The following is a 25,779-nucleotide window of genomic DNA, read 5'->3' as shown; positions in this document are numbered from 1 at the left end:
TTGCTTATTTTGATGATTTTTTCGATCTTCAGAGCCTGAACTTCAGCCCCCGGCGCTGGCGCTCGGTGGGGCGCATCTGCATCACCTTGGTCTGCAGAAAATCCATGATTTCTTTCTGGTCCTTAAATCCTGCAAGCGTTTCGAAGGTGATCGGCGTTCCAACCCGCGCTGTGATCACCGATCCGAGGATCCTGCGGAATTCTCGAACATAAAGCGACAACCGAAGTGTGAGTGAAAACCGGCTCACCAGATGGAAAATCCAGGAGTTCTGCCCGTCAAAATACAGCGGCAGTACAGTTGCTTTGGATGAGCGGATCATCTTGGCCGTGAATGTCTTCCACGGGAGTTCTTCGGCTCGGCCGAATGGTTTTGCTGCGGTTGCGACCCCGCCCCCCGGAAACACGATAATAGTCACGCCTTCGCTCAACAGCCGTAGCGCTTCCCGGCGTGTTTCCATATTTGTTTTCAAAGCTTCCTTGGTTTCTTCAAAATCAACCGGAAGCGAAAACGGGCGAACCTCGGGAACTTTAAGCAGCTCATTGTTGATCATGATCCGAAACGGCCGGCCAAGCTGTTCTGCGAGCGAGAGAATCGCCAGCCCGTCACCGATTCCGTAAGGATGGTTTGCGATCATCACCAAAGGGCCATCCGGAAGGTTTTTCGGCGGCCACTCGCCGTCGGACACCGACACGTTCAGATTGATCAGGCTGAGGAGATCGCTCCAGATGTGGTCGGAGGTCCCGACCATCGACGTTTTCCAGAGCTCATAGGTGCTCAGGAGTTTCCGCCGTCCCGACAGGGATTCAATCGACCGGATGAGCCACCGCTTGAGCGGAGGATGATCGGGATTCGCATAACTGAATTCGGTATAGTCCACAGGCGAACCGTCTATTTTTCTGGTTTGGCAGCTAAAAGGTTACACCCTTTAACAGCCGCCCTATTTCACTTTCGTGACAGGACATTGCCCCAAGGGAAACTGAAGCGCAATTGCGGCAAATTTCCCTTGGGTGTTTTAGACAGGTTTTCGCGCTTCGCGCCAGAACTCTTTTAGCGAAGATCCGGCGGGATTGCTTCCGTCTTCAAAGCGTTGATCGCCTCATCGAGGCTCATCGGCGTCTGGTCCTTGGATCCAAGCCGGCGGATGTTTACCGACCGCTCTTCTGCCTCCCGCATGCCGCAGACGACAATCACAGGCACTTTCGCAAGCGAGTGTTCACGAACCTTGTAGTTGATCTTCTCGTTCCGGAAGTCCGTTGCAACACTCAAGCCGGCGGCTTTGAGAAGGTTGGCAACCTCCTGCCCGTACTCATCCGCCTCGGTGGTGATGGTCGCAACAACGACTTGCTGAGGCGCAAGCCAGAGCGGAAAATGGCCCGAGAAGTTTTCGATCAAGATGCCGAGGAAACGCTCCAGCGACCCGCAGATTGCCCTGTGAATCATGACTGGAGTTTTCTTTTCGCCGTCTTTGTCGACATAGAATGCACCGAAGCGTTCGGGCAGATTGAAGTCCACCTGAGTGGTGCCGCATTGCCACTCCCGGCCAATGGCGTCCCGCAAGGTGTATTCAAACTTCGGACCGTAAAACGCCCCTTCACCGGGTAGAATATCGGTCTTTACCCGCCCGCCGGCCTCGTCCTCAATCTGTTTGAGCACCTTTTCCATGACAGCTTCGGCATGATCCCAAAGCTCATCCGACCCGACACGCTTTTCCGGACGGGTGGACAGCTTCACAACGATCTCCTCAAAGCCGAAGTCCTTGTAGACCGACAGAATCAGATCATTGATCTTCAAGCATTCCGCCGCCATTTGGTCTTCGGTGCAGAAAACGTGAGCATCATCCTGTGTGAAGCCGCGTACGCGCATCAGCCCGTGCATGGCGCCAGAAGGCTCGTAGCGATGGACCACGCCGAATTCCGCCATGCGCAGCGGCAGGTCGCGGTAGCTTTTGAGACCATGTTTGAAGATCTGGACGTGGCCCGGGCAGTTCATCGGCTTCAACGCGAATACCCGATCGTCTTCGGCCTCCTTGTCCGCGCATTGCACGGAGAACATGTTCTCCTTGTACCAGGTCCAGTGACCGGAGGTCTCCCACAACGACGTGTGCAGCACTTGCGGCGCATTCACTTCGTCATAATCACCTTCAAGACGGCGGCGCATATAGGACACAAGCTTCTGAAACAGCGTCCAGCCCTTGGCGTGCCAGAACACCACGCCCGGCCCCTCTTCCTGGAAGTGGAACAGGTCCATCTCGCGGCCTAGCTTGCGGTGGTCGCGCTTTTCGGCTTCCTCCAGCATGTGGAGGTAGCCTTTCAGCTCTTTTTCGCTCGCCCAGACGGTGCCGTAAATCCGGGTCAGCATCTCATTATTGCTGTCGCCGCGCCAATACGCACCGGCAACTTTCATAAGCTTGAATGCGTCGCCAATCTGCTTCGTGGAAACCATGTGGGGGCCACGGCAAAGGTCCAGCCATTCCCCCTGCTTGTAGATTTTCAGTTCCTGGTCTTCAGGAATCGCATCGACGAGTTCGACCTTGTAGACCTCGCCCTGGTCGGCAAAATACTGTCTTGCTTGATCGCGGGACCACACTTCCTTGGTGAACGGCGCTCCGCGCTGAATGATCTCCCGCATCTTTTTTTCGATGACCGGCAGATCTTCCGGGGTAAACGGCTCGTTCTTTTTGAAGTCGTAGTAGAACCCGTTTTCGATGACCGGTCCGATGGTGACCTGCGTGCCCGGCCACAGTTCTTGAACGGCTTCAGCCATCACATGCGCCGCATCGTGGCGGATCAGCTCCAGAGCGCGCGGATCTTCACGGGTCAAAATCTCGATTTTGGCATTGGCGCCAACCGGATCGGAGAGATCACGAAGTTCGCCATCAACCGCCATGGCGACCGCTTTTTTTGCCAGCGATTTGGATATGCTTGCAGCAACATCGGACCCGGTGATGCCAGGTTCGTATTCGCGCACGGAATTGTCGGGGAAAGTCAGATGTATCATCATTATCTCCAGCTCACTCCTGCAGACAAGGCAGGTAAGCGTTTTGGTGGTTTGAAACACCGCATACCTTAAGGGATTTAAATCTGCCGGGCAACCGCTGGCGGGCAAAACACGCGCGCTGTCACGAGCCCGGTACAAGCTCAATCGAGGCGGACATCCTGGGGGATGTGCGCCCCGCTCCAACGCCCGTAACGCCAAGGAAGATACCATCTGGCATGGGCCGGCAACTCGGCGGGGATCGGGTCAAACCCGGATGCCCCCCATGGATTGCATCTCAGGATCCGCGACAAACCGATCCATCCCCCGGCCCATAGTCCATACGCCTTAAAGGCTTCGGCAGTGTAATCGGAACAAGTTGGCGCGTATCGGCATCCCCTGCCCATAAACAAAGACAGCGAGTGTCTGTAGATCCAAATCAGGCCAAGACCAATGCGTGCAGGGAAACTGACATATGCCCGTTTGCTGCCAAGACTGTATTCCGGCTTTTGCGCGTGATGACAGGGATCGGAGCACATGGTGTCAACACCCGGTCAGGCGACTTCGCCGGCTGCTTTGCCGCTTGCACCTGAAGCAGCGTCAATCTGATCAAGTGCATCAACGACCGCGTCGAAGGCCAGCAGCGTCGAGGCGTGGCGCGCTTTGTATTCACGAACCGGCTCCAGGAACTTCAGGTCTGCAAAACGGCCTTCGGGAGGGTTGCCGCCTTCTTTCAGCATGGCACGCATGGTTGTCTGAAGATCACGCAGATCCCCAACCGGCGTCCCAACAATATGTCGCGCCAAAATCGAGGATGAAGCCTGACCGAGTGCGCAGGCTTTTACGTCTTGCGCAAAGTCTGTAACAACACCGTCCTCCGTCACAAGTTCGACAGTGACCGTTGAGCCGCACAGCCGCGAGTGGGCGGTCGCCGAGGCCTGGGGATTGTCCAAACGTCCGATGCGGGGAATGTTCCCGGCAAACTCCAGGATTTTGGAATTGTAGATGTCGTCGAGCATTCTCGCCTCTTCGTGAAACTTCTTGTGCAACAGCCGCATTGCGGCGGTACACCTTCTGCCTATATACATCAGTCCTCGCGGATATTCCGCAAGGGGTAGAGTGGTCGCGGACGGCTGGCAGGCGCGGTTTTGTCGCGTTTGAAATCCTCGCGGTGCATTCAGAAACTGTGCGTTCGAATTTGGGTGGACTATGTTTGGTGTCAACGCTTTAGTACAGCGAACCACATGATCCGCTAAAATGAGAATGCCGTATGACGAGTGACCAAAGCAAGTTAGCGAGGATCCAAATGGACGCTGTCCTCAAGCCGGTACAAAAAAAGGTCGACCGGAAAACTCCCGACCAACTTCAAAGGCCCAGCAAAGAAGAAGCTGAAGCGGCAGTGAAAACTCTGCTGGCGTGGACCGGCGATGATCCCGATCGCGAGGGTCTTTTGGAGACGCCCAAGCGTGTGGTGAAAGCCTTCACGCAACTCTATGGCGGCTATTTTGAGGATCCAATCGAACATCTGGAGCGCACATTTGAAGATGTGGGCGGCTACCAGGACATCGTGATGGTTCGTGGCATTCCATTTCACTCGCACTGCGAACACCATATGCTTCCCTTCATTGGGCAGGCGCACATCGCCTACTACCCGGCGGAAGGCGTCGTCGGACTTTCCAAACTGGCCCGTGTCGTAGACATCTACGCAAAACGGCTCCAGACGCAGGAAAACTTGACGGCTCAGATCACTTCAGCCATTGACGACACGCTCGCTCCGCGCGGCATGGCGGTGATGCTCGAAGCCGAACACCAGTGCATGACGATGCGCGGCGTGCAAAAACCGGGGGTCTCCACGATCACCACCCAGTTCACTGGCGTTTTCCATGACGACCCGGCCGAACAGGCCAAGTTCATGACCATGGTGCGCGGCGGGATGCGATAGATCCCGCCAAACGGCGAGGATCATTTTCCGTGTGTGACATTTGTTTCGCGGAACGCGGCGACAAGGCCGCTGTCGAGACAGGCTCTTATCTCATGCCAAAATATGACAGCGACGGCCTGATCGTCGCGGTCGTGACCGACTTTGAGACAAATGAAGTGCTCATGGTCGGCTACATGAATGGAGAGGCTCTCAAGCGTACCCTTTCGACCGGTGAGGCTTGGTATTGGAGCAGGTCGCGTCAGGCCTATTGGAAAAAAGGCGAGACGTCAGGCCAAGTGCAGACTGTGCGTGAAGTTCGCACGGATTGCGATCAGGATGCTTTGGTTCTTAAGGTGACCGTGGGCGGCAATGGTGGCACCTGTCACGTCGGCTACCGGTCCTGCTTCTTCCGCAAAGTCGACAAGTCGGTCAGTGGCGACGTCCGGCTGGTCCGGACCGAACAGGAGAAAGTCTCAGCCTCGATCCGCTCCACCTGAACATAAAAACGGCCGCGCAAGCGGCCGGTTGTTGTCCTGTATTCGGGCCATGGTGCCAGACTACGCCATCGTGATGTAACTGCGCATCTGTTCGGCTTCCTGCTCGACCTGAGCAATCTTGTGCTTGACCACGTCGCCAATCGAAATAACGCCGGCCACTTTGCCGTCCTTGACCACCGGCACGTGCCGGAAGCGTCCCGCGGTCATTTTTGCCATGACCTGACTCACGGTGTCGTCTTCCGAGCAAGTCACGACGCTCTTTGTCATGACGCTCGATACGGGCCGGGTGAGAGCAGCGGAACCATCTTCACCGACTGCACGGACAATATCGCGTTCCGAAACAATGCCTTCGATATGCCCATCTGGATCGGTAATCAAAATCGCACCGATTTTGTTTTTGCCCAGGACCTTACAGACTTCGGCAAGCTCCGTTTCGCCGCGTTCGGCGATGACATCCCGGCCTTTTTCTTTCAGGATTGCGGCAACTGTCATTTGCGAACTCCTCCCATGACGCTGCGGTGGGCGCGGATAAACTGCGCGTCGCTGCATCATGGCAAAAATTCCAGCAGACGCAAATGCTTCTATCGGAAACGCCTCGGAACCGGATCGAGCAAGGGGAACAGTGCAAGTCCTGTTATAAAACCGCCAATATGGGCCTGCCAGGCGATCGAACCGCTGCCGCCGCCGCCGACAAGACCGAAAAACAGATTCAAACCAAACCAAACTGCTGTAAAGCCAAGGACTTGTGGGTTTTGAAAACAGGCATTCAGTGGCATTGCGGGGACGCGGTAAGCCGCGTCGTCGGATCGCCGAAATGCACCAAGCGGGCCACCGAGTTCAAAAATGAAACGGATGGCAACCGCCATCTGTCCCGAAACGGCAGCAGAGGCCCCGATCATTGGCGCAGATTCGCCCCAGTGAGTCATGAGATGCAAGACAGCACCGCCCGCGGCGCAAGCTGCAGACAGAATCAGAAAGCGCGCAATTCCGAACCGCCGGGCAACCGCGCTGCCAAAGATCGCCATCCAAAGCAGATTAAAAATGATGTGCATCGCACCGCCATGCAGAAGCCCGTAGGTCACGAAACTCCAGATATCGGCACCAAATCCGCCGGGCGCGGATCCCGATAACAGCAGATCGGGCTGATAGCGCACCGGCCAGAACGCGAAGTACAGCAGGATGTTGCCATTCCAACTGTCGGGCAACAGGAAGGTGCGGGCCACATGGATAGCAATCATAACTCCGGACAACCACACGATTACCGGGGGAAGGTTGAGCGCCGGAGTGTGCGCGGGTGGCTCCGGTTGCCGCTTTTTGAATTCGTAGACGTTCATTCTTGTCCCTTCCAAGTCTTTCCTAGACATGTACGGTTCGTGACCGGACTGACAAGCCGAAACACAGCCTTGGGGCTGAGTCTGTCAAGACAGGGTGAACGCCGCCCCCCATGCCTGCACCCAATCGCAATGACTGCACCTAATCGCAATAAACCGGGAATTTGGCGACAAACCGGTGAACCGCGCGTTTCTCGGAGGCTTGCCAGCCTTTTCTGTCCCAAAGGATCTTTGGAGATACCCAGATACAAAATGAAAAAGCGCAGCCAGATCCTTCCCTGGCTGCGCTTTGCCCCCATTCACCAGCCGCGTCCCCACGCAACTCTGATCGTCAATTGCCGCCCCCTGTTGTTTTTATTGGGCGCCCGGTGTCGGCTTTTGCGCCACCAATCGTTAACGTTTCGTATATTTGCCCAATCTTGACAACCAACGCAATCTTTAGGTTTCATTAACCTTAATGTATCCTTTCGCTGCTTTGACATCCGGTCACGCCTTCGGTTTGGCATGCCCCCTGCTTTGTAAGAGGCGACACAAGCGATCAAGACCTCAGCGTCCCGCTTTGAAACAGGTTCGACAAATATCGAGACACCGGACGCAACGCAGACGGGGAACGAAATGAAAAACGGCGTTACACGGACCCTTTACAGCTACTGGGATGATTTGCGCGGATTGCGGCCTTCGCCGAACCGCAGCGAAATAGACCCAGGGCAAATCCGCGGCCTTTTGGGCGACACCTTTATTCTCGAAACAAACGGGGTAAAGGATGTCCGATACCGGCTTGCCGGCACCCGGCTATGCTCGGTTCACTGCCGCGAGCTGAAGGGTCGGAACTTCCTGCGTGGCTGGAACGACAAGGATCGCGAGGCGCTTGAAAGCCTCATCACTGCCGTGATCGAAGATGCGGCGGTTGCTGTGGTCGGCGTGAACGGCCACACGGAACGTGGCCAGCAGCTGCCTATGGAAATGCTTCTGTTGCCATTGAATGTCCCTGGTGAAGGCCGTGTGCGCATTCTCGGCTGCTCGTCAGCAATGGAGCGGCCCTACTGGATGGGGCTTCACCCTCTGCTCCAGCAGTCGATCTCCAGCCTGCGTTTGATCTGGCCGGATGAGCGCCCGCATTTTGTCGATAGCGATCGGGCCAGTCATGGCGCAGTTCCGCGTTTGAACCCGGAACGCGTTGCCATGCCTGCACAGGCGGTATTACCACAAGGTGCCGAACGTCAGGTCGGACATTTAACGGTCTATTCCGGCGGAAAGTCTTGATTGCAAGGCGATAAAACGCACTTCTTCATAAAAGGAAAAACAGATCGTTAACCCGAGCGCACTAAGCTAAATTGCCGGGACTGGTGCCAAAACCGCACCGGTAGGGTATAAATGCGGTGACGCACACTACATGGATATTCAGGCATGGATGCTGGTTTGGCCGCAGCTACCGACACACACAGAACGTTGAACGCGGCCGACAAGCGCCGACATCAGCGTGTTAAGGTCAACATTCTCGGCCGGTTTATGCTTGAAGACCGCAGGGAATACCCATGTCAGGTGGTCGATATGTCCCCAGGGGGCATGGCAATGATAACCCCTGTGCCAGGCCGGATTGGCGAGCGTGTTGTTGCCTATCTTGATCATCTGAGCCGCGTTGAAGGGCGCATCGCCCGTGTGTTCGAGGGCGGATTTGCGGTGGAACTGCGTAACACGCTGCGCAAGCGAGACAAGATCGCAAACGTATTGACGTGGCTTGCCAACCGCGACGAACTGAATCTTCCAGAAGATCGCCGCCATGACCGGTTTGTGCCAAAAAATCCAATGACGAAGATCGTCATGCCCGACGGTACCGAACACGTTTGCCGGATTATCGACGTGTCCCTGTCAGGCGCGGCGATCGCGATCGACACGAAGCCTGAAATGGGCGACAGCATCGCTATCGGCAAGATGCGGGCGCGGGTTGTCCGGCACATCGAAGGTGGTATTGCGGTCGAGTTCGCAGCCATCCAAAACCGGCAGTTGCTTGAGCAACACATTTCCGGCAGCGACGAAGATCAAGTCTAAAGCGCCCGCGAAAGCGCGGCGCTCACCGCTGTCCTTCTTCCAAAATCAACCCTGATGGTCTTCTCAGCGCAAATTGTACTGAGCAGTTTGCGTATCTGTGAGTTTTGACAAGGCGCGTATGTTGCCTGGTTCGGGCAAGCCTGCCGAACCATGCCGCGCAGGCATTTTTTTGATCAAAATAATGGGCCCAAATTACTGAGCGGCTCCGCTCGGTTATGCAATATGGGCTGCTTCGGCCGACAGTGTTTTTCAGTTTTGATTAAAGCTCTTGAAGCCATTAAACCCATCAAAACCAGCACCTTGCGGGAGATAGATAAAATTTTATGCAAATTTTCTGAAAGTTAGATTTAACTTTGATTTTCATTTAAATTAAGTTTTATTACTATTCGATTTGAATTTTATTACTTTTTGATTTTCAGAATTATTCTGAGATAAAAAACAGTATGACATCGTTACGCCAGCCTTGGGGAGGGCGTTACGATGAATTTACTTGAAACTACTCTGATTTTAACCGGAGCGATGCTTGTATCGCACCTCGGGCCGCAAACTGCAGCGGCATCGCCTTCGCGTTTCATGGAGATGGATGCCCCGGTTACGGCTCCCATCGGACACCAGCAATTCTGCGCTCAAAATGCAGCTGCCTGTGCCGGAGAAACAAATTCTCCTGTGGTGGTCAGGCTGACGGAAGAACGTTGGAATGAGCTCATAGCGGTGAACAACCGGATCAATCGCAGCATCCAGCCGGTGACCGACGAAGATCTTTGGGGCCAGCCGGAATTCTGGACCTACCCGACGGTTGGGGCAGGCGATTGCGAGGAATACGTCCTTGAAAAGCAGAGAGCTTTGTTGGCTGCGGGATGGCCGGCAAGCGCCCTGCTGATCACTGTGGCAAAGGACATCAACAATTCTGGTCATGCTGTACTGACGGTCCGCACGGACCTCGGCGACATGATCCTGGACAACCAAATCGAAGCTGTTTTGCCTTGGTATTCAACGCCTTACCGCTACATTAAGCGGCAATCGACAAAGGCACCGGCCAAATGGACCGGTATTTCAGACAAGCGGGTCACCACCGTCAGTAGCGTTGGCGGCTGATCGCGCAGGGAATTGGGATTTGCGCGCCCAGCGCGCGCAAGCGGGAAGATCCGGTCGCGTCCCCACCCTCCCCATCCCTACCACGACCGGATCCAGGGAGTCGGCCAGCCCCCGCAGGCCGGCTCCCGTTTTTTCTGGATATCCATGGTCGGGACACCGCTCTTTGTAGTGTCACACGGGTTTCAGGCCGGCCTTGAAGCGGCGCCAGTTTCGGACATACCCCTCGGCCGATTTGAGGATACCGGCGGCAGCTTCCCCTGTCAGGGTTCGGACGACTTTGCCCGGAACACCGACGACGAGCGAATTGTCTGGGATGATCTTACCCTCGGCGATCAGGGCGTTCGCACCAACGATGCAATTTTTGCCGATCACAGCCCCGTTCAGGATGGTTGCCCCCATGCCGACAAGGCTGTTCGCACCGATCGTGCAGCCATGAAGAATTGCCTTATGGCCAATCGTGCAGTCGGCTCCGATCGAGAGCGGAAACCCCATATCCGTGTGGCAGACGCAGCCATCTTGTATGTTCGATCTGGCGCCCAAATGAATGAGTTCATTGTCGCCCCTCAAAACGGCACCGAACCAGACGCTTGCGTCTTCTTCCAGGCGAACCCGTCCGATCACTTCTGCGGACGGAGCAACCCAGTAATTCCCGTTTCCGGGGAAAACAGGCGCGACATCATCAAGGGCAAAGACTGCCATGAAACACTGGCCTTGGACTGAAAATCAGATTGTTTTTGCGATGCTTACGGCGATGTGTACCACAAAGAGACCGGAGAACATGCTCCACATGCCAGCAATCGTCGAAGAGGCGACAAGCCACCCAAGCGGCCGCCCTTCGATCCGACGCCCCCGAATCGCATTGCGCATGATGATAAACGGCCCGGTGATGAGACACAGGGCGACCGATCCGATCGTTCCGACCACTGTATCCACATCAAAATTGAACCGTGGCGGCTGACTGGTGACGAGCTGATAAAGGCTGGCGATCAAGCCTGCGGCCGCAAACCCTGCGCATGCAACAAAGAAAACAAGACCTAAATCTGCCATCACCCTGTTAACCCCCTGTTAACCTTTAAGCACTGAAGCTGCTCCAGATTAATCAAAGGGTCAAGAGCAAACGCCGTGCCGTTTCTGAGTCTCGGCCGTTTATGGGCGGTTTTCTCGTGAGCATGCAGGAATTGCCAAGGGCACAGGATCAACAAGGGACAGCCACTGTTCCAGGCTGGCACAACACCATTCGTAGAGTCCGAAAGACGGTTTCAGAGTGGTGCTTGACATGATTCCGGCAAGCCATGGCCTTTTGGACACGCAGGGGCTGACAGCATTTTCGTATGTGACCAAGGTGCTTGCCGGTATTTCTGGCATCTACCTGCTTGCTATGGCCGGGAGCTGGAGCAGCATTTTAGATACAGAAGGCGGGCAAACACACCATACGCGACCTGGACCTTCGGTTGCTGTTCAGCTTCAAGCCACGCGCCTTTCAATCCCGGTACCCCTCATGTCTGCCGGTGACCAGGCCCGGCTTCAGGGAAAAGGCAGTCAAGGGCGCCGCGCAACCACCGTTACCTTGAACGCACGCTGGCCTGATATGGCGCCGATAGACAGCGCCCCACTCGGGAGCGACGGCAAGACTGCAAAAGACAGCTGGATTGAAATAACACTGGCACCGCTAGGGAAACAGGAGACAATCCGCGACCGGCTGTTTCCGGTCTATGCGCAGCTCGCCCAGAGTCCGCATCAACGCGGCCCGGCGGGCCTGAGAGAATACATACTGACCCCGCCCGGCAGCAGCGCACGGGACGGCGTTGTGTTTGAACCGGGCCAAAACGGAAGCTATGCGGCGCGCTGCACCCAGCGCAGCAGCAGCTACATATCGGTCTGTACGCGCAATTTCAGAACACCGGACGGCTTGTTCGTGAGTTACCGTTTTGACCGGGCCCTGATCAACAGTTGGGGACGGCTTGAACGAAAAGTAAACCAGCTGGTGGCAAGCCTCACCCATGACAATACGTAAAAAGCCCGCAAATCGCGGGCTTTTTATCCGGATATTTTGCGCAGCAGCGACGCTTACACGTCCTCCAGATCGATCTCCAGAATCGCCATCTGAAAGTTCCAGCTCAAGTCCTCATCTTCATCGTCACGGAAAATGACTCCGATGAATTCGTCACCAAGATAGACTTCAGCGGAATCATCTTTCTTGGGCCGCGCGCGAACCTGCAGACGGTCGTTGCCGAACAGCTTTTTCAAATAGGCTTCGAGTTTGCGGATCTCATCAGGCTTCAAAATACATCTCCTGGTCGGTCTCGTCCGTTTTTGGTGGGCGGAACCTACATGACACAGCGCACAATCCAACCGGCGGAATGCGCTTTCCCCCGGTTCCTATGTGTTTTTCCCCGAATCTGGATCGGCGAACGCGCTTGCAAGCAGCTGGTTCATGGTTCTTGCCGGCTCGGAGCATCCCGCTTTGCCGACAATTTTCGCGGGCACACCGGCCACGGTGGTGTTTTCCGGCACAGGTGTGAGCACAACAGACCCGGCGGCTATGCGGCTGCAATGGCCGATCTCGAGGTTGCCAAGGATACTTGCGCCAGCGCCGATAAGAACCCCGTGACGGATTTTCGGGTGCCGGTCGCCGCCCTCCTTGCCGGTACCACCCAGTGTGACGCCTTGAAGGATCGACACATCGTCATCGATTACGGCCGTGCCCCCCACCACCAGTCCGGTGCCGTGGTCGATGAAGATGCCGCGTCCAACCGGAACAGCCGGATGAATATCAACCTGAAACACTTCAGACGCTCGGCTTTGTAGATAGAGTGCGAAATCCTTCCGCCCCTGGCGCCAAAGCCAATTTGCCAGCCGGTGTGTCTGGAGCGCATGAAATCCCTTGAAATACAGAACCGGCTCCAAGAAACGCGTGCAGGCAGGATCCCGGTCATAAACGGCCACGATATCGACACGGAATATTTCTCCGAGTTCCGGCTCCATTGTCAGCGCCTCAAGATAGGTCTGACGGATCAAGGACGCAGAGACAATGTCCCGGCCGAGCCGGTCGCCAAGCCGATGCACCACCGCTTCTTCGAGACGTTCGTGGTTCAAGACCGTTTCATAGACAAAGGAAGACAGCGCCGGCTCGGACGCCACCATCGCTTGGGCTTCCTCGCGTAATTGCCGCCAGACAGGATCGTGCTGCGCGACCGCTGCTGCGTTTTCAGCCCGGGTAGGGTTCGCCATCTTGGTATCCTTGGCCGTGTATGCTCGTGGAACGTAACATAATGCGCACGCCGAATAATTCCAAAGTCATTCTTGCCCCTGGACGGTTCTGCTGGTTTGGTCTGGCAGTCCATTTGGCGGGAGATAAGTGTGTCATCTTCAAAAACTCAACTGACGGCAACCCTTAAAACAGAAATCCGAGGTTTTACGGGGCGGCTGATTTTTGACAATCAGGCCCGCAAAAACGCCCTGACACTGGAGATGTGGCAGGCGCTTCCGAGCGCGGTCGCCGAGCTTGTGAGCAACAAGGATGTGCGGGTGATTGTTCTCAGCGGCACGCAAGCAGGACCCTTTTCTGCTGGTGCAGACATTTCTGAGTTTGAAGAGACCCGTTCGAACGCCGAAAAAGCCGCCCACTACGACGCCATCAACGTTGCCGCATTTAAAGCCGTCAAACACTGCCGGCTCCCGACACTTGCCGAAATCCGGGGCCATTGCCTTGGTGGTGGTCTGGGCCTTGCCTTGGCCTGCGATCTAAGGATCGCAGATGATACCGCCCGCTTTGCCGTGCCCGCAGGCCGGCTAGGACTGGCCTACCCTGCCGAAGCTGTTTCGGACATCGTGGCGGCGGTCGGCAGCATGGCGGCCAAGCGGCTGCTGTTCACCGCCGAGGTTTTCGGAGCCGCGCAAGCCCAGTCACTCGGCATCCTGTCTGAGGTTACAAACGGTGATGGCCTTGCTGACTTGACGGAGAAGATTTGTGCCCAGATCGCGGCGAATGCCCCTCTTACCCTGCAGGCCGGCAAGCTGGCCATCAATGCTCTGCAGCCCGGCGCTGAAAAAGGCTTGATGGACGCGGCACACGCGGCCGCAGCGCAGTGCTTTAACAGCGCCGACTTTTCTGAGGGCCGCGCTGCGTTCAAGGAAAAACGGTCACCCGACTTCAAGGGAATATGAGCGTACTTGAATCAACGCTTTAAGTCGCGCATCCGTCTGGCTTGGCTGAATCAGACCCTCAAAATCCTCCTCTAAAACCCTGAACCATCTTTCTTTTCCAAGCACCGGACTGTCAGCGGCAACCGCTTTGAAGCTTGCCGTTGTGCGCTTAGGCGCAGGCCAATACAAGGCTGACGGGAAACACTTGAAAGACTCACCTTGGTAGGAAATCAGCGCAATATGCTGATTTGACTTTTGGTTTTCATGAGACGGCAAAAAGGTCATTCAAGAAGTCCTGCACGGCCGCCGCGAAGATGTCATTCCGGTCGCCCGCCACCATGTGCCCGGCGTTTTGGACATCGACGAATTTCGCATGCGGCACGAGCTGCAGAAACTCTTCAACATGCTCCATGGACACCAGCTCCGAATTCTGCCCTCGAACCAGAAGCACCGGAAGTTTCAGATTTGCCGCCGCATCTATGATTTCCTGCTGCAATTGCGTGCGCGCCGCCGCGTCTTGATTGTTTTTGGCTGACAGGAAATTCGGATCCCAATGCCAGCGGTAACGCCCGTCCGCGTGCAGCCTCAGATTTTTCGACAGGCCCGAAAGGTCTTTCGGACGTTTGCGGTTCGGGAGGTAAAGCGAAATGGCATCGGCCGCCTCCTCGACACTTCCAAACCCTTCCTCAACCTTGGCACTCATGAACCCGAGGATCTTTTCGACACCACTCATGTCCATCCGCGGGGTGATGTCGACCAAGACCAATGCTGCCAGTGATCCCGGGGCGAGGTGCCCCTCTGCCAGCATACCTGCGAGGCCGCCAAGCGACGCGCCAACCACCACGGGCGCGGCCCCGTCTTTTTCCCGGATCGTCTTTGCAACCACCGCCAGGTCTTTGGCAAAATCGGCGAACATGTAGTTCTGCGAGCTGACCCAGGCACTCTCGCCGTGACCGCGCTGATCCATGACATAGACCACATGCCCCTGCGCCGCGATGCTTTCGGCGGCAGCATCCCACGAGTGACGCGTTTGCCCTCCCCCATGAAGCATCAGAACCGGTTGTCCAGCAAGACCGACCCGATCTGCAATCAGCTCATTTCCTTCTGCACCTTCAAAACGCAAACTGTCGGCTGTCATGCAGCAACCTCCGATAAAAAGTCCAAAACACCCTGCTTGTAGACCTTGTCGCCAACGGCGACCATGTGGTCCCGGTTCGGGATCTCCAAGACCCGCGCGTCTTGCATCAGGGCGGCGAGTTTTTGCGGTGACCCAGCAATATCGTCTTTGGTTCCCACAGCGACCAAGGCCGGCCGGGAAATGCGTGCAACATCTGCCTCTGAAATTTTCTGCCGGGACGAGCGCATGCAAGCTGCAAGTGCCAGCCGGTCAGATCCGGTTTGATCTGCAAATGCGCGAAAAGCACGCCCGGTGCGATCCTGAATATCTTTCAGGCTGTCCGCTTCAAGCGCCGACGCAATTGGCTCGGGATCGCCGACACCTGAGACCATGCCATATCCAAGCCCGCCGAAAACAACCGATCGGACCCGGTCCGCGTGGTTCAGCGTCAGGAAGGCGGAAATACGGGCTCCCATGGAGTACCCCATGACATCGACCTGCGGCAGGTCCAGATGGTCAAGCAGACGGCGGGCGTCCTCAGCCATGATTGGCGCGCCGTAGGCGGCCGGATCATAGAACTTGGAACTTTCACCATGCCCCCGATTGTCGATTGCTATCACCCGACGCCCGTCCTTGATCAGGAGATCCACCCATCCCGGGTAGGCCCAGTTTACCGACTTGTTCGACGCAAACCCGTGGATCAGGAGAATCGGATCTCCCTCCCCTTCGTCGAAATAGGCGAGATCAACACCATCCATTTGAAACTGAGGCATCAGCTTAACCTGACTTTTACGTAAAGGGAAGTTTTCATTGGATCAAGCTTAGGATGCGGGCGTTGAGCGGTAAAGGGCACTGACGGGACAGATCGCCCAGTTTCTGTCAATCACTGCAGAAACATGCGGGACGCCCCTACCCAATTTCGCTGCACATGGCTATTGTGCCGCAAAATACGAATGAGAGATGGAAGGCCCCACCATGGCGGATCACGTTGTCCCGCATTTCCAGAACACGAGCGGCCACGATTCGGTGGCGATTGGCGCGAAGGAATTCATGTGTATTGGCGCTAATCCTCCGTTCGATCATCCGCATGTTTTCCTGGACATGGGCGATGAGAACGAGATCGTCTGCCCATACTGCTCAACCCTTTACAAGTTCGACGACACCTTGAAGGCCACTGAATCGTCGCCGAACGACTGCGTATTCACGCCAGAAGCCGCTTAGCTGCCACTGCATGCCGCATTCCAAAGACAGCGGGCCGATTATTATTTCCGGTGCAGGTATTGCGGGTTTAACAGCTGCGCTGGCAGCGCGGAAAGCAGGCTATGAAGTGCTTGTTTTGGAGCGTGCCCGCGAACTGACTGAGGTCGGCGCGGGTTTGCAGCTATCACCCAATGCGTGCCATGTGCTGCGCAAACTGGGCGTCCTTGAGGACATCAGACCCCATGCGGTGGCACCGGAAGCAATCCGCATAAGATCCGGCAAAACCGGAAAGGAATTGAGCCGGCTGCCGCTGGGACCGGCATTTGCTGAACGCTATGGCGCACCCTATTGGGTGGTCCATCGCGCGGATCTGCAGCGCGCACTGGTGGAAAAGGTAAAAAACACCGCTGGTATCGACCTGTGGCTGTCGAGTGAAATTCACGACGTGAAACAGGATGACGGCCGCCTGACCTGTTTGTTCGAGACACCGGACAGCACAGGCTGGATCGACGGCACGCTTTTAATCGCCGCTGATGGCGTTTGGTCCAAAAGCCGGGCCTTGATTCCGGGGCACAATGACGCGCGTTTCAGCGGCCGAACTGCGTATCGCACAACCATCCCCGGAAAAGCTGTCCCCTGGGAGATGATGCTCAGTACGGGCTTGTGGCTGGGACCTGGAGCGCACCTCGTCCACTATGCCATCAGAGGCGGAAAAGAGCTTAACATTGTCGCCCTTGTCGACGAAGCCTGGACGGAGCGGTCCTGGTCCTCAAAAGCGCAATTCTCGCAGCTGAGGCCGCATTTCGCGAACTGGCACTCTGACGCGAAAGAGCTCCTTGCCTTGCCTGAGCATTGGACCAAGTGGGCACTGTTTGCCGTTGATGCGAGTGGCCCATGGGTTCATGAACGCACCACCCTCATCGGCGACGCAGCCCATGCCATGCTTCCCTTTGTGGCTCAAGGCGCAGCTATGGCCATTGAGGACGCCGGGATTCTCGGCGCACTTTTGGAAGCAGCCGTTGCACCGATACCCGCTCTCTTGCTGCATTTTCAGGAGCTTCGTCAGTCACGCGTCGTACAGGTTCAAAACCAGGCCGAGACAAACGCCTATATTTATCACCTTGACGGCCCGCTGGCGTTCGGCCGCAACGCGTTTATGCGACTGTCGAAACCTGAAGGACTGCAGGGCCGCATGGACTGGATTTACAGCTGGACACCGGATCTTCCGGGCTAGGGGCAGCACCTGGCTGTGCACTTGCGGGGTTGAGCGGGCTGGCGAGCTGGGCTAAAGGCTTCCCCCATTCAATCCCAGGAGACAGCCATGTCAGAAGCAACGCCAGACACCTTTGTCACTGCTGGGTTTCTTGTGATTGGCGACGAAATCCTGTCCGGACGCACCAAAGACAAGAACATCGGGTTTCTCGCCGACTATCTGACGGCAATCGGCATCGATCTGAAAGAGGTTCGGGTTGTTCCGGATGAGACCGACGAAATCGTTGCGGCCGTAAACGCGCTGCGGGCGAAACACACATATGTTTTCACGTCCGGCGGGATCGGCCCGACCCATGATGACATCACCGCAGACAGCATCGCAGCCGCATTCGGAGTGACAATCGATATCGACCCGCGCGCACGGGCGATTTTGGCCGCGCACTATCCTGAAGGCCAGCTGACGGACGCGCGCCTGCGGATGGCCCGCATTCCGGACGGCGCCGACCTGATTGAAAATCCGGTTTCCAAAGCACCCGGCTTCCGCATTGGCAACGTGCATGTCATGGCAGGTGTTCCCGCCATCATGCAGGCAATGATGGACGCCATTGCCCCGACACTCAAGACGGGCAAGAAACTGATGTCCAGGACAGTGGATGCGGATGTTCCGGAAAGTCGTGTCGCAGATCGCATCCGCGCCATCCAGGAGAATTATCCCGAAACGCTGATCGGTTCCTACCCGCGCACCAACGATGGGCGTTTTACCACTCAAATTGTAATCCGGGCCCGCGATGAAGCTCAGCTCGAAATGGCGACTTCGGCTGTCGAGACGGCGGTCCGCGAAGTTACAGCCTGACCACCGACAAGGAAAATTTTATGGAAACCGCACCTGAAAACAAAGCCTTTCCCGTGTCTTGGGACATGTTGCACCGGGATGCACGCGCGCTCGCTTGGCGCCTGTCAAGCCTTGGCGAATGGAAGGCGATTGTTTGCATCACACGCGGCGGACTTGTTCCGGCTGGGATTGTGGCAAGAGAACTGGGCATCCGCACCATCGAAACCGTCTGCATCGCCTCCTACCATGACTACGAAAACCAGGGCGAGCTGCAGGTGATCAAACCGGTCGATCCGAAGGTGATCGATTTGGAAGGTGGCGAAGGCGGCGGTGTTTTGGTGATTGACGACCTGGTCGACACTGGCAAGACTGCCAAGGTCGTTCGGCAGATGTTGCCGAAAGCACATTTTGCAACCGTTTACGCAAAACCTGTCGGCGTACCGATGGTCGACACATTTGTCACCGAGGTCTCGCAAGACACCTGGATCTACTTTCCCTGGGACATGGGCTGGCAGTTCCAGCCGCCGCTTTCCAAAGACACCCGCGGGTAAACGGCCGCCAACGCCTGGCGCATGGCTTTCTGTAGCGCGAATGCCACAGTAAACGCACCGCAGGCATTTTTTCACTCCTACTCACTCCAAGGTGAAGGTACCGCCGCTTTTCCGGCGCATTTATCCGAATATCAAGAGCGCAGTCGGCCGCGGCAACGTGGCTGGCTTTTTTTGTCCGGTCCAGCTCCGGCCAAGATCAAGACGCTAGTGTCATCACAGAAAGAATACCCAAGGGCCAGAATGCTTTCGCGCCGAACATTCATACTCTCAGCTTCAGCCGCCGTGTTGGCGGGTTGTAACACGACCGCCAATCAGCCTGTCCCCGCGCACAATCCCGCATTTGCGCCGACCGCACCGGCCACCCGGCGGATCGCCCCCGAATACCTGCAAATGTACCGTGCGATGCCGGAAGAAAAGTTCCCAATCCCGGCAGCCAATCTGCAAAAAATCGATCCGGTCTATTACCGGCAAATGGTCGACTATGCATCCGCCGAACCAACCGGAACCATTATCGTCGATACGCCGAACCGGTTTCTTTATCTGACCATGGAGAACGGCAAGGCCATGCGCTATGGCGTCGGCATTGGCCGGGCCGGTTTCGGCTGGGGTGGAAGCGCGCGCATTGCCTATAAACGCCAATGGCCAACCTGGACGCCGCCCAAAGAAATGATCGCGCGCCAGCCCGAAACCGCACAGTGGGCAAACGGCATGCCTCCGGGCCTTGAAAACCCACTGGGAGCACGCGCGCTGTACATCTTCGAAGGCAACAAAGACACACTGTACCGGGTTCACGGCACCAACGAAGAATGGTCCATTGGCAAGGCCGTGTCATCAGGCTGTGTCAGACTTCTCCAGCAAGACATCATCGACCTTTACAACCGTGTACCGAACAATACGCGGATCGTCGTGTACCAGGAAGCGCAAGCGTATGGTTAACGAATTGTTGGCGGAGCGGTAATAGTTTGGATGCTGAACGGCCGCAGCACCGGCCGTCGGCTCGGATACCGGGGGTTTGAATGCTATCGCGCCGCCATTTTTTGCTCGCCGCCTCCAGCAGCTTGCTGTTGGGGTGCAACAACAGCTCCGGACGCCTTCCCCCGCGCCCCGGCACGCTCGCCGCACAGCAAGCCGATACGCCGAACCCGGCCCTGTCGTTCCAATCCACGGACTATGAACGCATCTATGGCGCGATGCCCAACGAGCCTTATCCGATTCCGGCGGTCGACCTGACGGAAATCGATCCGATCTACTATCGTCAAGAGGTTGACTTTGACACTGGCGAACCAGCCGGATCCATTCTGGTCGATACTCCGAACCGTTTTTTGTACTTTACCAAGCCGGACGGCAAGGCGATCCGCTACGGCGTCGGCATCGGACGGGCCGGGTTTGCGTGGGGCGGCACGGCCCGGATCGGCGCGAAGCGCGAATGGCCGAAATGGTTCCCGCCGGCCGAAATGCGCGAACGTCAACCTGAACTTGAAAAATACGCCGGTGGAATGGAGCCGGGCCTGAAAAACCCCCTCGGTGCGCGGGCGCTGTACATTTATGAAGGCCAGAAGGACACCTTGTACCGCGTCCATGGCACCCCGCAAGCCTGGTCAATTGGGAAAGCCGTGTCTTCCGGCTGTGTGCGCATGCTGCAGCAAGACATTATAGACCTCTACCAACGGGTGCCGATGAATGCCAAGATCGAAGTGGCTCAGGCCTGAGTGTCCAGCGGAACCAGCCGGTTCACAGTGATCGCCTCGGGTGTGACATCGCAGCCCACCGCATAAGCTTCAACACCCGCATGGACAGCGCGTTGAAAGGCTGCTGCGTAGTTCGGATCGATGTCACCCGCCAATGAAAGCCGAAAGCAATCCGGCCGCTGGACAAGGAAGACCATCGCCGCCCGATGGCCCTGTGTCACCATCTCGCTCATTTCATCAAGATGCTTTGCGCCCCGCACCGTAACCGAATCCGGGAACTCCGCCAGCCCGGCTGTGCGCATGAGGTGAACGTTTTTCACCTCGACATAGGTTTGCGGCGCGTTGTCATACTCCAGCAGAATGTCGATCCGCGAGTTTTTGCCGTATTTCACCTCACGCCGCAGCTTGGAAAAACCGGCGAGCTCCGGAACCTGCCCGGCGATCAGCGCTTCTTCAACCAGCCTGTTGGGATGGGCCGTATTGATGCCCACCAGTGCGCCGTCTGCCTCAATGATCTCCCAGGAATATTTGAGTTTCCGTTTCGGATTGTCCGACACCGAAAGCCACACTGCTGATCCTGGCTCTTTCAGACCCATCATGGAACCCGGGTTGGCACAATGCGCCGTCACTTCCGACCCGTCTTCATCAAGTATGATATCGGCCAAAAAGCGTTTGTAGCGCTTGACCAGTTTGCCGCGCACAAGGGGAGCGGGAAGCTTCATGGCAGTCTCTCTTCGCCGTTTCTTGACATCATTTGGACCAGAAATCCGGGTCAAGCAGCACAAGGACGGTGAACAGTTCCAGACGGCCGAGCAACATTGCAAAGGACAAAAGCCACTTGGCTCCTTCTGGCAAAGCGGCGAAATTTCCGGCAGGGCCGATAATCGGTCCAAGGCCGGGCCCAACGTTTCCAACGGATGTTGCAGCGGCGGAAACAGCCGTCACCAAATCGAGGTCAAAAAACGACAGCGCAAGTGTGATGATTCCCACCGAGCCGAGATAAACGACGAGAAACGCCAGAACCGAAAACGATAATTCGGGGGTCAGCCGGGTTCCGCCGTACTCTTCGGACATCACCCGGTTTGGCCGGACCATGCGGCGCAGATGAGCGCGAACCGTGCCGAAAAACACCAAGAACCGGAACACCTTGATCCCGCCCGTTGTGGACCCCGTGCAGCCGCCGACAAACTTGAGCAAAAGCGCAATGCCGATGACCGGCGCGCCCCACTGCGTGTAATCACCCAGCGCATACCCTGTGCCGGTGACAATCGACACGACGTTGAAGGTCGCCCGCAACAATGCCTCGTCGAAGGGAAAATGCATGGTCACACCGAGATAGACGGTGAGTGTCAGCGAGACCAGGGCCAAAAACCCGATGAGTGCGCGCACCTGCGGATCGCGCCACAAAAGCAGCGGCTGGCCTCTCAGCGCCTGAATTAAAAGAACGAACGGCATCGCGCCGGCAATCATGAAGACCACTGCAACCCAACCGGATGCTGGATTGGTGAAATAGCTGAAGGAGGCGTCGTGCGTTGAATACCCTCCGGTCGAGACCGTGGTCAGCGCGTGATTGACGGCGTCGAAGAGGTCGATGCCGGTCGCCAAATAGCCCAGCATGCACAGGAAGGTCATGAACAGATAGGACAAACCGATCAAGCGGATCAGCTCGACCGATCTGCTGACGATTTTTTCGGACCTGTCGGAGTTCTCGCTCTGGAACAGCTGCATCCCGCCGATCCGAAGGAACGGAAGAAGCACGATCGCCATGACAATGATGCCAACGCCGCCCATCCACTGCATCAGCGAGCGCCAAACGAGCAGTCCCGGCGGCAAGCCGTCCAGCCCGGACAGGACTGTGGATCCTGTTGTCGTAAAGCCGGATACGGCTTCAAACACCGCGTCCGCATAGCCAACCCCCAGCCACAGAAACGGGAGCGCGCCAAAGGCTGGCAGTGTTGCCCAAGCCAGCGTTGTCAAAATGAAGGTCTGCCGGGTATCCAGGCCCTTTTCCAACGAGCCTCCGACTGCAATGCTCAAAAGCATGCCGATCAGCCCGGTCAATAGGGCTGAAAACACAAATGCCTGCCAGTCGGCGTTCTTTTGCGCAACGTCGACAATTGCCGGCACAAGCATTGCGGTTGCCAGCCCGACATATAAAAACCCAAGAACATTCAAAACGGGGCGAAGGGAAATCAAACGGTCGGCTTCCGGCGGTTTTGGTCGATGCAAGTCCGCATTCGTCGTAACCCCTTTCAAGCTGTTTTCCAATGCTTGGGGCGAAAAGCTGCGACATATGCACCGGCAAGTCGCGAAAAACCGCCAGCCCATTTTTGCAAAAAGTATAAAAAATAGACAGCACTGTAATGTGCTTGATATTTGAGCAAACACCCGACAGACTGCCGCAACGCAAATTCTATCACTGGTGAGGGGTCCATGAAAAAACTGGTTGCAAGCGCGATCGCCATGATGATGGCTGTGCCGGCGGCTTTCGCCGACACTGATGTTAAATTCACACTGGACTGGAAGTTCGAGGCGCCGTCTGCGCCTTTCTTCATTGCACAGGACAAAGGCTACTTCGCTGAAGAGGGCGTGAACGTCACCATCGACAGCGGCGCAGGCTCACGCGAATCCATTCCCCGGGTCGCAACCGGAGCCTATGACATGGGTTTCGGCGACATCAACGCCCTGATCAAGCTGATGGATGAACAGCCGGACCTGAAGGTAAAGGCCGTCATGATGGCCTATGAAACCCCGCCATTCGCGGTCATCGGCCGCAAGAGCCAAGGCATCAGCGAAGACCCGAAAAGCCTTGAAGGCAAGACACTGGGTGCCCCGCCGCCCGATGCTGCATTCGGCCAATGGCCAGCCTTTGTCGAGGTCGCAGAGATCGACACCTCCGGCATCACGATCGAAAATGTTGGCTTCCCCGTGCGAGAACCGATGCTGGCACAGGGCCAACTGGATGCCATATTCGGCTTTTCCTTTTCATCGGTCATAAATCTGAAAGCCCAGGGTGTTCCTGAAGAGGACATCACACTGATCATGATGGGTGAACACGGCCTTGATCTTTATGGGAACGTCGTTATTGCAAACACCGACTTTGCGGCTGAAAACCCGGAGGCGGTCAAGGGTGTTATCCGCGCGCTGGTTCGCGGTTACCTCGACACCATCGCCGATCCCGCAGCTTCCGTTACGTATGTCATGAAGCGCAATGAGGTTCTCGACGAGGCTGTCGAAACCGACCGGATCAACATGGCGGTTACCGGATCAATCGCAACGGACGCAGTCAAGGAAAGCGGTTTTGGCGACGTGGACATGGCCCGGCTCGGCAAATCCATCGAGTTTTTGAAAACCTCTATGGGGATCAGCGACACACCTCCTGCCCCGGAAGATGTTTTCGATCCGTCCTACTTGCCGCCACTCGAAGAACGTAAGGTCAACTAACCGCTACCCAATTGCCGGACAGAGCGGGCATGTCCTGTCCGGCACCTTCCAGACACACCAAGCCATCGGCGGAAGATTGCGTGACCGGATTTGTCGACTTAAGGAATGTACGCTTGTCCTACGGCGGGGCCAGCAGCGCCACACTTGCGCTTGAAGACCTCACGATATCCGTTGCAAAGGGCGAATTTGCCGCTGTTGTGGGCCCGTCCGGATGCGGCAAGTCCACGCTTATGAAACTTGCAACCGGGTTGATCAGGCCAAATGCCGGTACAGTCGAGGTTGCAGGCCACGAGGTTGACGGCCCCGTATCGATAGCCGGCATGGCCTTTCAGAACCCGTCCATGCTGCCTTGGCGCACGACACTGAAAAACGTCATGCTGCCACTGGAAATCGTGCAACCACATCGCAAACGTTTGTCCCGCGAGAGAAGTCGCTACGTGTCGCTGGCGGAAAGCCTTCTGGAGCTGGTTGGCCTGAAAGGTTTCGGCGAAAAATATCCGTGGCAGCTTTCCGGCGGGATGCAACAGCGGGCAAACCTGTGCCGCGCGCTCATTCACGACCCAGCCCTCTTGATGCTGGATGAACCGTTCGGCGCGCTCGATGCATTCACCCGCGAAGAGCTCTGGCAGGTAATGCGCGATCTTCATGCGGAAAAGCAATTCACAACGATCCTGGTGACCCATGATTTGCGCGAGGCTGTCTTTCTGGCGGACAAGGTGTTCGTCATGAGCGCCAGGCCCGGCCGGATCATTGAAACCAAGGACATCACGTTTGCCCGGCCAAGGCCGATCGATCTGACATATGAGGCAGGTTTCAATGATGTGGTGCACGAGCTGCGCGAACACATCGCCGATGCGAGGGCTGCCGCATGAGCGAAGACCGCTGGATCAAGCTGGCCCCATGGATTTGGACCATCGGACTGTTCGTCATTTGGGAAAGCGCCGTCCGGATGTTCGACATTGAGGTCTTCATCCTCCCTGCGCCAACCGACATCTGGCAGGCGATCGTCAAATACTGGTCTCCAATCTGGAAGAACTCGCTTCAAACCCTTTGGACGACGAGCCTTGGCTTCCTGATGGCCGTGGTCGGCGGACTTGCGCTGGGGCTGGCGATCGGCTGGAGCCGGAACATTTATGCCGGGCTTTATCCGTTGATGATCGGGTTCAACTCGATCCCGAAAGTGGCGGTTGTACCGATCCTGGTGATCTGGTTCGGCATCGGTACGGTCCCGGCTGTTCTGACTGCTTTTTTGATCGCGTTTTTCCCGATCGTCGTCAATGTTGCGACCGGCATCGCGACCATTGAGCCGGAAATGGAGGATGTCCTGAGGGCCCTCGGGGCAAAAAAGCTCGACATCATGCTGAAGGTCGGGATTCCCCGCTCAATGCCGTATTTTTTTGGATCATTGAAAGTTGCGATTACGCTTGCCTTTGTTGGCTCGGTGATTTCCGAGACCGTCGCCGCGAATTCCGGCATTGGCCATATGATGCTCGCTGCACAGTCCCAGTTTAACGTACCACTTGTTTGGGCCGGACTGGTCGCACTGGCTGTTCTCGGTATTGCAATGTATGCGATTATGGCACTGATAGAGCAGAAAATGACCGGCTGGGCGCACAGATCAACGGCTAAGTAAGTCTGCACTCGACGTAAATACCAATGATAACTTGAATAATTGAAACTTAGGTAATCTTCGGTTTACCCTACGACAAAATGAGAGCCATCT

Annotated in this window: 31 protein-coding genes; 16 read left to right on the top strand and 15 right to left on the bottom strand. The window is 56.5% G+C overall.

Annotation, left to right across the window (positions count from 1 at the left end; genetic code table 11):
* Nucleotides 1-28: 28 nt before the first annotated feature.
* The 4 genes from JM93_RS07440 to JM93_RS07425 form a co-directional block, all read right to left on the bottom strand.
* On the bottom strand, nt 29-877 hold the full coding sequence (locus JM93_RS07440; RefSeq protein WP_145341803.1) for a lysophospholipid acyltransferase family protein: 849 nt from the start codon (nt 875-877) through the stop codon (nt 29-31).
* Nucleotides 878-1,047: 170 nt separating this feature from the next.
* Nucleotides 1,048-2,997, bottom strand: a complete 1,950-nt coding sequence (gene thrS / locus JM93_RS07435; RefSeq protein WP_145341802.1) for a threonine--tRNA ligase — start codon at nt 2,995-2,997, stop codon at nt 1,048-1,050.
* 140 nt (nt 2,998-3,137) lie between these two features.
* Complete coding sequence (yidD, locus tag JM93_RS07430) at nt 3,138-3,512, bottom strand: membrane protein insertion efficiency factor YidD (protein WP_145341800.1); 375 nt, start codon at nt 3,510-3,512, stop codon at nt 3,138-3,140.
* A 15-nt stretch (nt 3,513-3,527) separates the two neighbouring features.
* The gene (locus JM93_RS07425; RefSeq protein ID WP_145341798.1) at nt 3,528-3,992 is read right to left on the bottom strand and encodes an iron-sulfur cluster assembly scaffold protein; all 465 of its coding nucleotides are present in this window, start codon (nt 3,990-3,992) and stop codon (nt 3,528-3,530) included.
* 287 nt (nt 3,993-4,279) lie between these two features.
* Here JM93_RS07425 and folE point away from each other — a divergent pair, with 287 nt between their 5' ends.
* Nucleotides 4,280-4,915: a GTP cyclohydrolase I FolE gene (gene folE, locus JM93_RS07420; protein WP_145341796.1), complete on the top strand. Its 636-nt coding sequence runs from the start codon at nt 4,280-4,282 to the stop codon at nt 4,913-4,915.
* 29 nt (nt 4,916-4,944) lie between these two features.
* A complete protein-coding gene (gene hisI, locus JM93_RS07415; RefSeq protein ID WP_145341794.1) occupies nt 4,945-5,391 on the top strand; it encodes a phosphoribosyl-AMP cyclohydrolase in 447 nt (148 codons plus the stop codon).
* 60 nt (nt 5,392-5,451) lie between these two features.
* On the opposite strand, the gene JM93_RS07410 is transcribed toward hisI, so the two are convergent.
* Both JM93_RS07410 and JM93_RS07405 read right to left on the bottom strand, forming a co-directional pair.
* Entirely contained in the window at nt 5,452-5,883 is a 432-nt protein-coding gene (locus tag JM93_RS07410; protein ID WP_145341792.1) for a CBS domain-containing protein, read from the bottom strand.
* Between the two features lie 89 nt (nt 5,884-5,972).
* Nucleotides 5,973-6,725, bottom strand: coding sequence for a rhomboid family intramembrane serine protease (locus tag JM93_RS07405; RefSeq protein ID WP_145341790.1), 753 nt, complete (start codon nt 6,723-6,725; stop codon nt 5,973-5,975).
* Nucleotides 6,726-7,337: 612 nt separating this feature from the next.
* Between JM93_RS07405 and JM93_RS07400 the strand changes: the two genes are divergently transcribed.
* The 3 genes from JM93_RS07400 (at nt 7,338) to JM93_RS07390 (ending at nt 9,866) form a co-directional block, all read left to right on the top strand.
* Nucleotides 7,338-7,985, top strand: coding sequence for a PAS domain-containing protein (locus tag JM93_RS07400; RefSeq protein WP_145341787.1), 648 nt, complete (start codon nt 7,338-7,340; stop codon nt 7,983-7,985).
* 144 nt (nt 7,986-8,129) lie between these two features.
* A complete protein-coding gene (locus JM93_RS07395) occupies nt 8,130-8,771 on the top strand; it encodes a PilZ domain-containing protein (RefSeq protein ID WP_145341785.1) in 642 nt (213 codons plus the stop codon).
* 480 nt (nt 8,772-9,251) lie between these two features.
* Nucleotides 9,252-9,866, top strand: a complete 615-nt coding sequence (locus JM93_RS07390) for a transglutaminase-like cysteine peptidase (RefSeq protein WP_208994990.1) — start codon at nt 9,252-9,254, stop codon at nt 9,864-9,866.
* Nucleotides 9,867-10,037: 171 nt separating this feature from the next.
* Here JM93_RS07390 and JM93_RS07385 read toward each other — a convergent pair whose 3' ends face one another.
* Nucleotides 10,038-10,565 (bottom strand): gamma carbonic anhydrase family protein, encoded by a 528-nt coding sequence (locus JM93_RS07385; protein WP_145341783.1) that lies wholly within the window; start codon nt 10,563-10,565, stop codon nt 10,038-10,040.
* A 24-nt stretch (nt 10,566-10,589) separates the two neighbouring features.
* On the bottom strand, nt 10,590-10,913 hold the full coding sequence (locus JM93_RS07380) for a DUF6949 family protein (RefSeq protein WP_145341781.1): 324 nt from the start codon (nt 10,911-10,913) through the stop codon (nt 10,590-10,592).
* Nucleotides 10,914-11,142: 229 nt separating this feature from the next.
* Here JM93_RS07380 and JM93_RS07375 point away from each other — a divergent pair, with 229 nt between their 5' ends.
* Nucleotides 11,143-11,880: a hypothetical protein gene (locus JM93_RS07375; protein ID WP_145341779.1), complete on the top strand. Its 738-nt coding sequence runs from the start codon at nt 11,143-11,145 to the stop codon at nt 11,878-11,880.
* Between the two features lie 53 nt (nt 11,881-11,933).
* Here the strand turns inward: JM93_RS07375 and JM93_RS07370 are convergent, their stop codons facing one another.
* Together JM93_RS07370 and cysE are read right to left on the bottom strand one after the other, a co-directional pair.
* Nucleotides 11,934-12,149 (bottom strand): DUF3126 family protein, encoded by a 216-nt coding sequence (locus JM93_RS07370; RefSeq protein ID WP_145341777.1) that lies wholly within the window; start codon nt 12,147-12,149, stop codon nt 11,934-11,936.
* A gap of 96 nt (nt 12,150-12,245) precedes the next feature.
* The gene (gene cysE / locus JM93_RS07365) at nt 12,246-13,097 is read right to left on the bottom strand and encodes a serine O-acetyltransferase (RefSeq protein WP_145341775.1); all 852 of its coding nucleotides are present in this window, start codon (nt 13,095-13,097) and stop codon (nt 12,246-12,248) included.
* A gap of 129 nt (nt 13,098-13,226) precedes the next feature.
* Here cysE and JM93_RS07360 point away from each other — a divergent pair, with 129 nt between their 5' ends.
* Nucleotides 13,227-14,033 (top strand): enoyl-CoA hydratase, encoded by an 807-nt coding sequence (locus tag JM93_RS07360; protein WP_145341773.1) that lies wholly within the window; start codon nt 13,227-13,229, stop codon nt 14,031-14,033.
* Here JM93_RS07360 and JM93_RS07355 read toward each other — a convergent pair.
* From JM93_RS07355 to JM93_RS07345, 3 genes are read right to left on the bottom strand one after another with little or no spacing between them, the layout of a single operon-like run.
* Nucleotides 14,010-14,297, bottom strand: coding sequence for a hypothetical protein (locus tag JM93_RS07355; protein WP_145341771.1), 288 nt, complete (start codon nt 14,295-14,297; stop codon nt 14,010-14,012). The genes JM93_RS07360 and JM93_RS07355 overlap by 24 nt on opposite strands.
* Nucleotides 14,275-15,150 (bottom strand): alpha/beta fold hydrolase, encoded by an 876-nt coding sequence (locus tag JM93_RS07350; protein ID WP_145341769.1) that lies wholly within the window; start codon nt 15,148-15,150, stop codon nt 14,275-14,277. The genes JM93_RS07355 and JM93_RS07350 overlap by 23 nt, the downstream gene beginning before the upstream one ends.
* Entirely contained in the window at nt 15,147-15,902 is a 756-nt protein-coding gene (locus tag JM93_RS07345; RefSeq protein WP_145341767.1) for an alpha/beta fold hydrolase, read from the bottom strand. Before JM93_RS07345 ends, JM93_RS07350 begins: the two co-directional genes overlap by 4 nt.
* Nucleotides 15,903-16,104: 202 nt before the next feature.
* Here JM93_RS07345 and JM93_RS07340 point away from each other — a divergent pair, with 202 nt between their 5' ends.
* From JM93_RS07340 to JM93_RS07315, 6 genes are all read left to right on the top strand, one after another.
* Complete coding sequence (locus tag JM93_RS07340; RefSeq protein WP_145341765.1) at nt 16,105-16,350, top strand: zinc-finger domain-containing protein; 246 nt, start codon at nt 16,105-16,107, stop codon at nt 16,348-16,350.
* 10 nt (nt 16,351-16,360) lie between these two features.
* The gene (locus tag JM93_RS07335) at nt 16,361-17,563 is read left to right on the top strand and encodes an FAD-dependent monooxygenase (RefSeq protein WP_145341763.1); all 1,203 of its coding nucleotides are present in this window, start codon (nt 16,361-16,363) and stop codon (nt 17,561-17,563) included.
* Nucleotides 17,564-17,650: 87 nt separating this feature from the next.
* Entirely contained in the window at nt 17,651-18,394 is a 744-nt protein-coding gene (locus tag JM93_RS07330; RefSeq protein ID WP_145341761.1) for a competence/damage-inducible protein A, read from the top strand.
* 20 nt (nt 18,395-18,414) lie between these two features.
* On the top strand, nt 18,415-18,924 hold the full coding sequence (gene gpt, locus JM93_RS07325) for a xanthine phosphoribosyltransferase (protein WP_145341759.1): 510 nt from the start codon (nt 18,415-18,417) through the stop codon (nt 18,922-18,924).
* A 240-nt stretch (nt 18,925-19,164) separates the two neighbouring features.
* Nucleotides 19,165-19,860: a L,D-transpeptidase gene (locus JM93_RS07320; protein ID WP_145341757.1), complete on the top strand. Its 696-nt coding sequence runs from the start codon at nt 19,165-19,167 to the stop codon at nt 19,858-19,860.
* Between the two features lie 80 nt (nt 19,861-19,940).
* On the top strand, nt 19,941-20,633 hold the full coding sequence (locus JM93_RS07315; RefSeq protein WP_145341756.1) for a L,D-transpeptidase: 693 nt from the start codon (nt 19,941-19,943) through the stop codon (nt 20,631-20,633).
* On the opposite strand, the gene sfsA is transcribed toward JM93_RS07315, so the two are convergent.
* Complete coding sequence (gene sfsA / locus JM93_RS07310) at nt 20,624-21,334, bottom strand: DNA/RNA nuclease SfsA (protein WP_145341754.1); 711 nt, start codon at nt 21,332-21,334, stop codon at nt 20,624-20,626. The genes JM93_RS07315 and sfsA overlap by 10 nt on opposite strands.
* Nucleotides 21,335-21,362: 28 nt before the next feature.
* Nucleotides 21,363-22,787, bottom strand: a complete 1,425-nt coding sequence (locus tag JM93_RS07305) for a TrkH family potassium uptake protein (protein ID WP_145341913.1) — start codon at nt 22,785-22,787, stop codon at nt 21,363-21,365.
* Between the two features lie 258 nt (nt 22,788-23,045).
* On the opposite strand from JM93_RS07305, the gene JM93_RS07300 reads away from it, so the two are divergent.
* From JM93_RS07300 to JM93_RS07290, 3 genes are all read left to right on the top strand, one after another.
* On the top strand, nt 23,046-24,056 hold the full coding sequence (locus JM93_RS07300; protein WP_145341752.1) for an ABC transporter substrate-binding protein: 1,011 nt from the start codon (nt 23,046-23,048) through the stop codon (nt 24,054-24,056).
* A gap of 80 nt (nt 24,057-24,136) precedes the next feature.
* On the top strand, nt 24,137-24,928 hold the full coding sequence (locus tag JM93_RS07295) for an ABC transporter ATP-binding protein (RefSeq protein WP_208994988.1): 792 nt from the start codon (nt 24,137-24,139) through the stop codon (nt 24,926-24,928).
* Nucleotides 24,925-25,689, top strand: coding sequence for an ABC transporter permease (locus tag JM93_RS07290; protein WP_145341748.1), 765 nt, complete (start codon nt 24,925-24,927; stop codon nt 25,687-25,689). Before JM93_RS07295 ends, JM93_RS07290 begins: the two co-directional genes overlap by 4 nt.
* Nucleotides 25,690-25,779 lie beyond the last annotated feature (90 nt).

Origin of the sequence: Roseibium hamelinense (genome assembly GCF_007830545.1) — a bacterium.
GTDB lineage: Bacteria > Pseudomonadota > Alphaproteobacteria > Rhizobiales > Stappiaceae > Roseibium > Roseibium hamelinense.
This window is presented reverse-complemented; position numbering and strand designations above follow the sequence as displayed.

Bases quoted from the DNA above. Each gene is read 5' to 3' on its own strand.
- JM93_RS07375 (WP_145341779.1), top strand. From the start codon at position 11,143: ATGATTCCGGCAAGCCATGGCCTTTTGGACACGCAGGGGCTGACAGCA.
- JM93_RS07340 (WP_145341765.1), top strand. From the start codon at position 16,105: ATGGCGGATCACGTTGTCCCGCATTTCCAGAACACGAGCGGCCACGAT.
- cysE (WP_145341775.1), bottom strand. From the start codon at position 13,097: ATGGCGAACCCTACCCGGGCTGAAAACGCAGCAGCGGTCGCGCAGCAC.
- JM93_RS07400 (WP_145341787.1), top strand. From the start codon at position 7,338: ATGAAAAACGGCGTTACACGGACCCTTTACAGCTACTGGGATGATTTG.
- folE (WP_145341796.1), top strand. From the start codon at position 4,280: ATGGACGCTGTCCTCAAGCCGGTACAAAAAAAGGTCGACCGGAAAACT.
- JM93_RS07410 (WP_145341792.1), bottom strand. From the start codon at position 5,883: ATGACAGTTGCCGCAATCCTGAAAGAAAAAGGCCGGGATGTCATCGCC.
- JM93_RS07395 (WP_145341785.1), top strand. From the start codon at position 8,130: ATGGATGCTGGTTTGGCCGCAGCTACCGACACACACAGAACGTTGAAC.
- JM93_RS07390 (WP_208994990.1), top strand. From the start codon at position 9,252: ATGAATTTACTTGAAACTACTCTGATTTTAACCGGAGCGATGCTTGTA.
- yidD (WP_145341800.1), bottom strand. From the start codon at position 3,512: ATGTGCTCCGATCCCTGTCATCACGCGCAAAAGCCGGAATACAGTCTT.
- JM93_RS07425 (WP_145341798.1), bottom strand. From the start codon at position 3,992: ATGCTCGACGACATCTACAATTCCAAAATCCTGGAGTTTGCCGGGAAC.
- JM93_RS07335 (WP_145341763.1), top strand. From the start codon at position 16,361: ATGCCGCATTCCAAAGACAGCGGGCCGATTATTATTTCCGGTGCAGGT.
- JM93_RS07405 (WP_145341790.1), bottom strand. From the start codon at position 6,725: ATGAACGTCTACGAATTCAAAAAGCGGCAACCGGAGCCACCCGCGCAC.
- JM93_RS07385 (WP_145341783.1), bottom strand. From the start codon at position 10,565: ATGGCAGTCTTTGCCCTTGATGATGTCGCGCCTGTTTTCCCCGGAAAC.
- gpt (WP_145341759.1), top strand. From the start codon at position 18,415: ATGGAAACCGCACCTGAAAACAAAGCCTTTCCCGTGTCTTGGGACATG.
- JM93_RS07290 (WP_145341748.1), top strand. From the start codon at position 24,925: ATGAGCGAAGACCGCTGGATCAAGCTGGCCCCATGGATTTGGACCATC.
- thrS (WP_145341802.1), bottom strand. From the start codon at position 2,997: ATGATACATCTGACTTTCCCCGACAATTCCGTGCGCGAATACGAACCT.
- JM93_RS07350 (WP_145341769.1), bottom strand. From the start codon at position 15,150: ATGACAGCCGACAGTTTGCGTTTTGAAGGTGCAGAAGGAAATGAGCTG.
- JM93_RS07300 (WP_145341752.1), top strand. From the start codon at position 23,046: ATGAAAAAACTGGTTGCAAGCGCGATCGCCATGATGATGGCTGTGCCG.
- JM93_RS07330 (WP_145341761.1), top strand. From the start codon at position 17,651: ATGTCAGAAGCAACGCCAGACACCTTTGTCACTGCTGGGTTTCTTGTG.
- JM93_RS07315 (WP_145341756.1), top strand. From the start codon at position 19,941: ATGCTATCGCGCCGCCATTTTTTGCTCGCCGCCTCCAGCAGCTTGCTG.
- sfsA (WP_145341754.1), bottom strand. From the start codon at position 21,334: ATGAAGCTTCCCGCTCCCCTTGTGCGCGGCAAACTGGTCAAGCGCTAC.
- JM93_RS07345 (WP_145341767.1), bottom strand. From the start codon at position 15,902: ATGCCTCAGTTTCAAATGGATGGTGTTGATCTCGCCTATTTCGACGAA.
- JM93_RS07380 (WP_145341781.1), bottom strand. From the start codon at position 10,913: ATGGCAGATTTAGGTCTTGTTTTCTTTGTTGCATGCGCAGGGTTTGCG.
- JM93_RS07355 (WP_145341771.1), bottom strand. From the start codon at position 14,297: ATGACCTTTTTGCCGTCTCATGAAAACCAAAAGTCAAATCAGCATATT.
- JM93_RS07320 (WP_145341757.1), top strand. From the start codon at position 19,165: ATGCTTTCGCGCCGAACATTCATACTCTCAGCTTCAGCCGCCGTGTTG.